Source organism: Acinetobacter sp. V2, from assembly GCF_001188385.1.
Taxonomy (GTDB): Bacteria; Pseudomonadota; Gammaproteobacteria; order Pseudomonadales; family Moraxellaceae; genus Acinetobacter; species Acinetobacter oleivorans.
This window is the reverse complement of record NZ_JZFB01000001.1, coordinates 981207-990385: the sequence shown is the minus strand read 5'-3', so window position 1 is coordinate 990385 and position 9179 is coordinate 981207. Positions and strand designations below refer to the sequence as shown.

General features: G+C 34.5%; 8 protein-coding genes and 2 pseudogenes. 8 read left to right on the top strand and 2 right to left on the bottom strand.

All coding sequences use genetic code 11. The features are described from left to right. Positions 1–204, top strand: a pseudogene (locus UC75_RS20215) (3-deoxy-8-phosphooctulonate synthase); the annotation flags it as partial. A 61-nt stretch (positions 205–265) separates the two neighbouring features. Then, positions 266–1555, top strand: coding sequence for a phosphopyruvate hydratase (eno, locus tag UC75_RS04480; RefSeq protein WP_013197659.1), 1290 nt, complete (start codon positions 266–268; stop codon positions 1553–1555). 76 nt (positions 1556–1631) lie between these two features. Here eno and UC75_RS04475 read toward each other — a convergent pair whose 3' ends face one another. Continuing rightward, a complete protein-coding gene (locus UC75_RS04475) occupies positions 1632–2309 on the bottom strand; it encodes a DUF421 domain-containing protein (protein ID WP_049836844.1) in 678 nt (225 codons plus the stop codon). A gap of 339 nt (positions 2310–2648) precedes the next feature. Between UC75_RS04475 and UC75_RS04470 the strand changes: the two genes are divergently transcribed. Then, entirely contained in the window at positions 2649–3026 is a 378-nt protein-coding gene (locus tag UC75_RS04470) for a hypothetical protein (protein WP_049837336.1), read from the top strand. A gap of 23 nt (positions 3027–3049) precedes the next feature. On the opposite strand, the gene UC75_RS04465 is transcribed toward UC75_RS04470, so the two are convergent. Continuing rightward, a complete protein-coding gene (locus tag UC75_RS04465) occupies positions 3050–3730 on the bottom strand; it encodes a hypothetical protein (RefSeq protein ID WP_049836843.1) in 681 nt (226 codons plus the stop codon). A gap of 425 nt (positions 3731–4155) precedes the next feature. Here UC75_RS04465 and UC75_RS04460 point away from each other — a divergent pair, with 425 nt between their 5' ends. From UC75_RS04460 to UC75_RS20210, 5 genes and pseudogenes are all read left to right on the top strand, one after another. Continuing rightward, positions 4156–6333: a TonB-dependent siderophore receptor gene (locus UC75_RS04460; RefSeq protein ID WP_049836842.1), complete on the top strand. Its 2178-nt coding sequence runs from the start codon at positions 4156–4158 to the stop codon at positions 6331–6333. 146 nt (positions 6334–6479) lie between these two features. Further along, positions 6480–7433, top strand: a complete 954-nt coding sequence (locus UC75_RS04455; RefSeq protein ID WP_049836841.1) for a bifunctional helix-turn-helix transcriptional regulator/GNAT family N-acetyltransferase — start codon at positions 6480–6482, stop codon at positions 7431–7433. Between the two features lie 267 nt (positions 7434–7700). Further along, the gene (ftsB, locus tag UC75_RS04450; protein ID WP_004643028.1) at positions 7701–8090 is read left to right on the top strand and encodes a cell division protein FtsB; all 390 of its coding nucleotides are present in this window, start codon (positions 7701–7703) and stop codon (positions 8088–8090) included. Beyond that, on the top strand, positions 8056–8772 hold the full coding sequence (gene ispD, locus UC75_RS04445) for a 2-C-methyl-D-erythritol 4-phosphate cytidylyltransferase (RefSeq protein ID WP_049836840.1): 717 nt from the start codon (positions 8056–8058) through the stop codon (positions 8770–8772). The genes ftsB and ispD overlap by 35 nt, the downstream gene beginning before the upstream one ends. A 341-nt stretch (positions 8773–9113) precedes the next feature. After that, positions 9114–9179: pseudogene (locus UC75_RS20210) on the top strand (hypothetical protein); the annotation flags it as partial.

The following is a 9179-nucleotide window of genomic DNA, read 5'->3' as shown; positions in this document are numbered from 1 at the left end:
CGTCGTGCTCAAATTACAACTTTAGCACGCGCTGGAATGGCAACAGGCTTGGCTGGATTGTTCTTGGAAGGTCATCCAGACCCAGAACATGCAAAATGCGATGGACCTTGTGCATTACGCATGTCGCAGCTTGAGCCATTCTTGGCACAAATAAAAGAATTGGATACTTTGGTTAAAGGATTCAAAAAGTTAGACACCCATTGAGTTTTTACTCATTTACGCTGCTTTAATCGCAGCTCATATTCATTCAACAGAGGAATTGTTCATGAGCCAAATCGTTGACATCCGTGCACGTGAAATTTTGGACTCTCGTGGTAACCCAACCATCGAAGCAGACGTAATTTTAGAATCTGGGGTTGTTGGTCGTGCATGTGCACCATCTGGTGCTTCAACTGGTTCTCGTGAAGCTTTAGAACTACGTGACGGTGATAAATCACGTTACTTAGGTAAAGGCGTTAAAACTGCGGTTAACAACGTAAACACGATTATCCGTGACGCTTTAGTGGGCAAATCAGTATTTGAACAAAAAGACATCGATAATGCGATGATCGAACTTGATGGTACTGAAAACAAAGAAAAATTGGGTGCAAATGCAACTTTGGCTGTGTCACTAGCTGTTGCGCGCGCTGCTGCTGATGAAAAGAAAATTCCTCTTTTCCAATACATCGCTGACTTACGTGGTCAAAAGATTTTGACTATGCCTGTACCAATGATGAACATCATCAATGGTGGTTCACATGCAGACAACAACGTTGATATTCAAGAGTTTATGATTGAGCCAGTAGGCTTTACTTCATTTGCTGAAGCATTACGTGCTGGTGCTGAAATCTTCCATTCACTAAAATCAGTTTTAAACAAAAAAGGTTTAAACACTGCTGTAGGTGATGAAGGTGGTTTTGCACCAAACTTGCGTTCAAACGAAGAAGCAATCACTGTTATTCTTGAAGCTATCGGTCAAACTGGTTACAAAGCTGGTTCTGATATTATGTTGGCGCTTGACTGTGCATCTTCAGAATTCTACAAAAATGGTCAATATGTTCTTGCGGGTGAAGGCAATAAAGCATTCACAAGCAACCAGTTCTCTGACTATTTAGCAGGTCTTGTAAACCAATATCCAATTATCTCAATTGAAGATGGTTTAGATGAATCAGATTGGGAAGGTTGGTCTTACTTGACATCTATCCTTGGTGACAAAATCCAATTGGTAGGTGATGACTTGTTCGTTACAAACCCTAAGATTTTACAACGTGGTATTAATGAGAAAGTAGGTAACTCTATCTTAATCAAATACAACCAAATTGGTACGTTGACTGAAACTCTTGATGCAATTTACCTTGCTAAAGAAAATGGTTATACAACTGTAATTTCTCACCGTTCTGGCGAAACTGAAGATTCAACTATTGCTGACTTAGCAGTAGGTACAGCAGCTGGTCAAATTAAGACTGGTTCACTTTGCCGTTCTGACCGTGTTTCTAAGTACAACCAATTACTTCGTATTGAAGAATTGACTAAAGCTGCTTACCGCGGTAAAGCTGAGTTTAAAGGTTTAAACTAATCTTTAAATAAAAAGTTAAAATTAGTTTTTTAACATTTTAAGGTGCTATTTTTAATAAAAAATAGCACCTTTTTTATTATCCTAGACGACGGGTTTTTAACGACTTAGCCCAACTATGGTGTTTGCAACGAGAACATTCTTGATCGAGTGTATTTAGAATTTTAGTTTCACCACATTTCATGCATGAATAAAAAGTATTGATTTTAAGTACGTCAGCTTTGCAATAAGCATCTGGGAATAGGGGGAGTCCCCATTTTACCTCTTCATCTTCATAGTAAAGTAAACTCAGGATACCGTCAGACTCCAATAAGGCTGTTCTCACTTGGCCTAGATGTTCAACATTTTGTTGGCGCATCTCTGAGAAAAACTCATCATGTGAATATGATTGTTTCTGGAAATCTTTGTAAACTAAAAGTCCATCTTTGACTACACAGAGAGCTCTTCCTTCCAATAGGTCTTCAATTTTCTTATGTTTTACCATTGCCCAAGTTACAAGGCGGTAGAGAAAAAGAATAACGATAAATGCGACAAAAGCATGTGCGATAGGTAAATCCTTAGTAAACATTGGATCGCCAGCCGCGGAACCTAAACATAAAATAATTGCGAGTTCAAAAAGGGAAAGTTGGCGAATACCCCGTTTACCTGATAGTCTTAAAAAACTAATAATAATGATAAACATGACGAAACATCGAACCAAAATTTCCAAAATAAAGGGCCAAGTTGTGTCACCTATGAAAATATTAAAAAAATCCATTTTTTTCTCCCTTTTAATAGGTCGATAAAGTCTTTCTAAAATTCTTAGCAAATTAAAAATAGAAAAAATATACTTTTTAAGTAGTGGTTGGTTAAAAATTCAAACTTTATGTGATTTTGTATAAATTCTACTATTTAAAATATTTATTAAAGTAAACATATAGTTGAAGCTTCAATCGTAGAAATAACACTAAGAAAAAAAATGATTGTTAAAGTTATTAAATAAAATAAAAATTTTGATCTGTATTACCTAAATTTAGTCTCTCAATTTTTATAATGTTTGGTCTTAATATATATATGATATATTTTAATTTATTGTGTTTTAAGCGAATTTCATATGATGAGAAAGCAATATCATTTTAGAAAAGTTGAAAATGATACTTATATTTGGGATGTAGATAATTTAGTAGAATTAACTAGAAATTTTAAAGTAAAAGAAATTTTGCTATCAGAAATAAAAGAATTAAATGAACCATACTGGTATCCAGATTCTCATCCCACTACTCAAGATTTCATTGATCATATGATATTAATTCAAGAGGCAGATTTGTCTTATCCAATAATACTATGTTCACATGGGAGAATAATGGATGGTATGCATAGGGTAGGGAAAGCGAAAATTTTAGGTGAGGTTAAAATACGTGCTGTACAATTTGATAAAGACCCTCAACCAGATTATATCAATGTTGATGAGGATGATCTGAACTACGATGATTAATTATCAATAATTGCGAATATGACTTAAGGGCAATCAGGACTGTAGGGAATAGCATCTAAACGTTTTTGAAAAACATTTGGATTCAGTATATTTTCATACATTTGTTGATATGTTCGTTTATGATCTTCAATATGATGATAATCAACGATTTCTTGAAGTTTATCTTTATATTCTATATGACCCGCATGAAACATCGCTGCATAATGGCCCCACAGTGCATATTGATATCTTATGGCTGCCTTTGGAATTAAATTTATTTCGTTTAAATAGCTATGAGCCGTTTTTTCATAACATGCTTTTATTTCATGAGCATCTTTTTTCATTTTTCTTAAGAAAATACATTGCATCTCTTGTAGTTGTGAACTATCTGTTTTATTTAAAATTTTTTCGGTAACTATATATGCGTCTTTAAGGCAACCTAAGTGAATAAGTACCTTGCGTTTGGTTTTTAAAATATCTAAATTATTATCATTAGAGGGAATTTTTTTTAATAAGTTTTTAAATTTTCTATGGGAAGTATCTTGTGGTTGTCCAGCTTTTAGACTGTAAACAATATCATTATATTCAAATATATAAGGGTTGGCAGGTGTATATTGTTTATGATTGCTCTCCATATTAATTATTTTTGAAGGGCTATCATCAGTAGGGTGATCACAAGCACTTAAACCTAAGCTTACTAAAGAAAACGCTAAAATTTTGTGCACTACAGTTTATACCTTTATTCTCTTTCATGAGATTTATGAAGAATAATAAAATATAAAAGAAAATACTGTGTAGTTTTTTATTTCTCATGTTCTTGAGCAGTTCAACAGTCAATTTGAATTTGAAAATTGGTTTATATATTTTTGAATCAATAATATAAAGCCCATTGTTTCAGTACCATGATTGAACAAGATCAACATTCAATCTGTTAGAAATCCAAATTTTGATGCGTTGATAGTGATTTTTTAAGGCAATGATGCATTAACAATTTAAATTAAATAAATAAGAATAATTATTAACTTAAAGTTGATAACAATTATCATTCGTGTTAATTTTTGTGCCGAACTTTTACTACTGTGTAACAAGGAACAAGGTAGTGGAAGGCTAAAAACATGGTTCAGCACATTGGTTATTATGGAATTTTCTTATGTACAATCCGCCCTTTAGAAAAGCATTTAGAGTTCATCCTTTAGCACTTTCTATGGCTTTAACGGTACCTTCATTTGTTTATGCAGAACAAACCGAAACAACCACTTTAGCAACGATAAAAGTACAAGCAGAACAAGAAAATCCGGCCGTTACTGAAGGTTCAGGGAGCTATACAGCAAAAAGCACAAATACTTCTACAAAATTAAATTTATCTCTTCGTGAAACTCCTCAATCAGTCAAAGTTTTAACCCGTGAATATTTAGATGATCGAAAAATCGATTCATTTCAAGATTTAATGAATAATATTACGGGTGTTTCAACCTCACGTACCGATGAACGTCAAAGAGTTTATGCACGTGGTTTTGAGGTGGATTATTACTTAATTGATGGAATACCTAGTACTACAAACTTAGGCACTGGAGATTTAGATTTAGATATTTATGATCGTGTCGAAGTCGTAAAGGGTGCCAATGGACTAACCACAGGCGCGGGAAATCCAGCGATGGCGCTGAACATGATTCGGAAACATGCAAATTCAAAAGAACTCACTGGTAATGTCAGCACATCTTTAGGCTCGTGGAACTCTTGGAGTAGCTCAGCAGATGTTTCCACGCCACTTAATGCAGATGGATCATTGCGTGGTCGCATGTTTGTAAAACATTCTGATGAAAAATCATTTATGGATTTCTATGAGAAAGAACGCAATGTATTTTATGGTGCGGTTGATTATGATTTGAGTGATAAAACAAGCATGTCGCTTGGGGCAACTTATCAAGAGTTACATCGTGATGGTATTCGTTGGGGTGGTACACCTGCTTTTTATACTGATGGGACTCGTACCAATTTTTCTAGAAGCTTAACAGTAAGTGCACCTTGGACTTACTGGGATGTAAATACAACGGCAGTATTTGCAAATTTAAAACAGAATTTATTTAATGACGTTAATTTAAATATTGCTTATACCTTCCGTAAAGAAGATACAGCTTCTATGTTGCTATATACAGCTGGAAAAGTAGACAAGGCAACCAATACAAGTCCATTAAAAAATGAAGAGGGCAAGGATAATGTCTCAGTATATGGTGCAAAAGCTGCAAATGAAGAAAACAATATTGATGTTTTTATCAATGCTCCATTTACGATTTTTAATCGTCCACAAGAAATCATTATTGGTGGATCTTGGAATAAAAATGAGAAAACAAAGGATATTTTTGGTGGGTCTAACACAAACCAAGACATTGAGAAATATTTAGGTGGACCACTTAATTATAATGATATGGCTCAAGCGTTGCTTCAGCCTGTTGTTTTAAACGGTAAAAATGCGCTAAATGAAACCACACAAACTGCCGCTTATATTGCTGGTAAATTTCAAATTCTGGATCCTTTGAAAATTATTGCTGGTGCACGTTTATCTAATTGGGAATATAAGTCTGAAAATGATAAAGGTAACCGTGAATTTAACAATGAATTAGCACCATATGTTGGCGCTATTTATGATTTTGCTCAAGATCATTCTGTGTATGCAAGTTATACAGAAATTTTTAAACCTCAAGAACGTAAAGATATAAATGATCAATATATAGATCCGATTACTGGTAAGAGTTATGAGGCTGGCTTAAAGAGCGAATGGTTTGGAGGGCGTTTAAATACAGCATTGTCAGTATTCCGAATAGAACAATCTAATTTTGCTGAATCGATACCGGGAGTGTTTATTGTCCGTAATGGTACACAAACTACAGAGCAGGCCTATCGCGCTGTAGATGGGGTTAAAAGTAAAGGTTTTGAGTTTGAAGCTGATGGCGAGATTAATGACAATTGGGGTATTAACTTTGGCATTGCTAATTTTGAAGCAAAAGATGCACAAGGCACAAAGGTTAATACTACAAACTCTCGAACAACCTCGAATCTATTTGTTAAGTACAAACTTGATCAATGGAGTGCAGGGCTTGGTTTAAATTATAAGAGTAAATACTATACGGGAAGTGGAAGCTCTCGTATTGAGCAAGATGCCTATGTTTTAGCAAGTGCGATGCTTGGCTATCAAGTAGATAAAAATATCAAACTTCAATTTAATATCGATAATATTTTTGATGAAAAATATTATGAAGGTATTGGTGCTAACTCGATGAATTGGGGCACACCACGAAATGCAACGTTGAGTGTTCGTTATAATTTCTGATTTAAACTCACATAAGAAAACGATTTATAAAAGTCCTTGAAAGAGGGCTTTTATTCTTTTTAAGCTCGTTTTAAAAGTGAAGAAAATCTTGACTTCTTTTTTACAAATATGGTTGTATTATACAACTATATGTTGAGTGTGCAGTGATGATTGACCAAAAAATTATTGATGAAATCCGTAGTTCATCTCGAATCATGGTTCGTGAATTAGGTTTTATGAGTTCAACTCTTGCTGCCACTGATTATTCTCCGTCAGCTGTTCATTCTTTACTTGAACTTGAAAATAGAGGTTCTTTAACCGCTGTACAATTAGGACAGCTTTTAGGCTTAGAGAAATCGAGTGTGAGTAGAATGTTGCTTAAACTCAGTAAGGCGGGTGAGATTAAAGAGGAGCAAGATAAGAATGATGCCAGACTAAAAGTGATTAAACTCACACCGAAAGGAGTAGATACTGTAAGAAAAATTAATAATTATGGAGAAATGCGAGTTATTCAAGCCATTGAAAAATTAAACTCCTCTAAACAACTTGTTATTGCTCAAGGTTTGACAGCCTATGCTGAATCTTTAGTAAATTGTCGAGATAATAAAGATCTTATAGATGGCAATACTATTGAAATTGTAAGTGGCTACCGCGCAGGTATGATTGGCAGAATCGCAGAAATGCATGGTACTTATTATTATGAAAATTATAATTTTGGGCCTTTTTTTGAAGGAAAAGTGGCTACCAATTTAGCTGAGTTCTCTAACCGTCTTTATAAAGACTCTAATAATATTTGGTTGGCAATAAAAAATAATAAAATTGTGGGTTCTGTTGCGATTGATGGCGAAGATTTAGGGAATAACGAGGCTCATCTTCGGTGGTTTATTTTAAGTGACGATTGTCGAGGACAGGGCATCGGCAAAAAACTATTAAAAGAAGCTATAAACTTTTGTGATCAAAAGCAATTCTCTGCTGTTCAATTATGGACATTTAGTGGCCTTAGTGCAGCAAGAAAACTTTATGAAACTTTTGGTTTTAAGCTGACAAATGAATGGGAAGGAGACCAATGGGGCAACACCATGTTAGAGCAACAATTTACACGGGTAAATAATGGAAATTAACCATAAGCTTTTCTCAGCATAAATTTCTCATACTTAGAATGATTTTTTGTGTGTAGATTGATTTATAAACAGTTGTACTTATAAATATTATTTCCCTTTCAAATTCTATTCATTTTTGACAAAATGAAACATGTCACAATGGTCAATTAAAGTAATATGCCCATTAATAATTTTGCTTAAATTTTTGCAGGAATTGCGCATGCTACTTGTTAATTACTATACAATACAATCTCTTAACGAAAGTTTTTAATTAAAAATCTTAATGATATGTTAGAAGTATTTCGATCCACTTCAAGCAAACTGATATTGCTACTTGTTATTGTTTTAGTAGCTATCCTGCAATATCAATTTTGGTTAGGTGAGGGTGGCTATATCCCTCATCAAGCTCTCATGCAACAAATTCAGCAACAAGCTGAGGTAAATGAAGAGCTTAAAGAACGAAACCGTATTTTGGCAGCAGAGGTTTTTGACCTGAAAAATGGTACAGAAGCAATAGAAGAACATGCCCGCCTTGATCTTGGTTTGGTTAAACCTCACGAGACATTTGTTCAAATGAGTACGATTAGTACCCATTACAAACCTATTTATATTGACCCGAACGCTAAAGTTGATTTGGAAACGAATGAGACACCTGCATCCCCAGATATCCCAGACTAAATTGTGGGCAGTGATTCCCGCTGCAGGATCAGGAAGTCGTTTTTCTAAAACTGAATTGAAGCAGTATCAATATATTCAGAATAGGACTGTTTTAGAACATACGATTGGCCGTATAAGCCAACTTCCATTAAATGGTTATGTTTTGGCAATTGGTACACAAGATACCTTTGCCCAGACTCTAGCATTTCAAAATATAGATAAGGCGCATTTTTGCATTGGTGGAGCTGAGCGAGTTCATTCAGTTTTAAATGCGTTAAATCATCTTTTAAATTTTGCTGATGAAAATGATTGGGTCCTTGTGCATGATGCGGCTCGCCCTTGTGTAACCATTGATTGTTTAAATGCACTTGTGGCAAATGCAATTGAATCAAATGAGAGCGCTATTTTAGCAATTCCTGTTCGTGATACTTTAAAGCAGGTTAAGTCAGGCAATCAAATTGATAAAACAGTCAGCCGAGATTTATTATGGCAAGCTCAAACGCCTCAAATTACTAAAATCGGTAAACTAAAAAAAGCAATTGAACATGCTTTAGAAAATGACGTCACTATTACCGATGAGGCAAGTGCACTTGAGTATATGGGTGAAACTGTACAGGTCGTAATGGGGCGTTCGGATAATATAAAAATTACCTATCCCGATGATTTAGAACTTGCACGTTTGATTCTACAATCTCAGTCTTAATTCTATTATTTTTTAACTTGCTTGGATGATTTGCCCATCTAAGCAAGTTTTCTACATATCTATTTATAACCACTCATATTCTTTTACATTGATAAGTTTTAGGATTTATCAAGATCGTACAACTATATTAGATAATGTTCGATCATCGAACAAAAAATATTTATACCGAACAAAACCATGGTTTGATAACTAGATCAAATTACAAAAATTATCAAGAATGTTTAAAAGGAAATCTAAGGGAAACACTCGGGATTGAGTGAAATATCTATCTGTTCATTCTGCCTCTGTGTGCCTAAATCTCTTATCTATTCCTTCCTGAATGAGCACAATGGAGTTGTCTAATGATTGACAAAAGTAAGTCCTCTCTTAGCGAGGTACTATCGCAGATTAAAGATGGCGCGACCATC

Bases quoted from the DNA above. Each gene is read 5' to 3' on its own strand.
- eno (WP_013197659.1), top strand. From the start codon at position 266: ATGAGCCAAATCGTTGACATCCGTGCACGTGAAATTTTGGACTCTCGT.
- UC75_RS04475 (WP_049836844.1), bottom strand. From the start codon at position 2,309: ATGGATTTTTTTAATATTTTCATAGGTGACACAACTTGGCCCTTTATT.
- UC75_RS04470 (WP_049837336.1), top strand. From the start codon at position 2,649: ATGAGAAAGCAATATCATTTTAGAAAAGTTGAAAATGATACTTATATT.
- UC75_RS04460 (WP_049836842.1), top strand. From the start codon at position 4,156: ATGTACAATCCGCCCTTTAGAAAAGCATTTAGAGTTCATCCTTTAGCA.
- UC75_RS04455 (WP_049836841.1), top strand. From the start codon at position 6,480: ATGATTGACCAAAAAATTATTGATGAAATCCGTAGTTCATCTCGAATC.
- ftsB (WP_004643028.1), top strand. From the start codon at position 7,701: ATGTTAGAAGTATTTCGATCCACTTCAAGCAAACTGATATTGCTACTT.
- ispD (WP_049836840.1), top strand. From the start codon at position 8,056: ATGAGACACCTGCATCCCCAGATATCCCAGACTAAATTGTGGGCAGTG.